This is a genomic window from Arthrobacter sp. H5, assembly GCF_000520595.1.
Taxonomy (GTDB): Bacteria; Actinomycetota; Actinomycetes; order Actinomycetales; family Micrococcaceae; genus Arthrobacter_D.
Genome location: NZ_AZSC01000374.1, coordinates 1 through 850 on the forward strand (window position 1 = coordinate 1; position 850 = coordinate 850).

At 65.9% G+C, this 850-nt stretch carries 1 protein-coding gene; it reads right to left on the reverse strand.

The window, feature by feature from the left end:
- Nucleotides 1-88: 88 nt before the first annotated feature.
- On the reverse strand, nt 89-850 hold a 762-nt coding region (locus Y708_RS0101735; protein WP_028278578.1), incomplete at its 5' end, for an IS110 family RNA-guided transposase.

The following is an 850-nucleotide window of genomic DNA, read 5'->3' on the forward strand; positions in this document are numbered from 1 at the left end:
CTAGTCCGAAAATGAGGCGGGTTAGGCGCTTAGGTGGGCATGGTGACGCTTCCGGCCGGTGGCCGGTCACGTGACTGGTTGGGCGGGGTCAGGCGGCTGTTGCCGGGGTGAGGGTGACGTTGTAGCCGAGGGCTTCGAGCTGGCGGATATGGCCGCGCTTCCTGGTGTCCGGATTGGTCCGCCGGGTGTAGTGGTCGGGGCCGAGGTCGTGGAAGCGGGTGTCGGGGTTGGCCAGTAGATGCCAAATGATCACGAGGATGGAACGGCCGACGGCGACGATGGCCCGTTTCTTTCCCCGCCGCCTGGCGAGTCTGCGGTAGCGTTCGCCGAGGAAGGTGTTGGTCCTGCCCACGCCCACGGCGGCTTCCCCGAGGGTCCGGGCGAGGTAGCGGTTGCCGTGTCCGGTGGAGCCGTTGCCCTTGGTCCTCCCAGCGGAGGATTTGATGCCAGGTGAGAACTTCGCCCAGGAGGCCAGGTGTCCTGCGGTGTGAAACCGGGACATATCAGTGCCGATCTCGGCCACAATGGTAGCGGCGGCGACCGGGCCGATGCCGGGGATTTCATCCAGGCGTGCCGCCGCTTCCGCGAAAGGGGCCAGCGCCACCTCGATCTGCGCGTCGACCGCAGCGATATCTGCGTTGATGCGATCGACGCGTTCGAGCATGGTGGCCAGCAGGAACCGGTGGTGGTCATCGAAGTGGCCAGTGAAGGCTTCCTCGAGGGCGCCGATCTTGGTGCGCATGCGGGCCCGTGCCATTTGCGCCAAGACTTTTGGGTTCCGTTCCCCATTGATCAGCGCGGCCATCATCGCCCGGCCGGAGACCCCGAAAATGTCCGAGGCGACAACGGA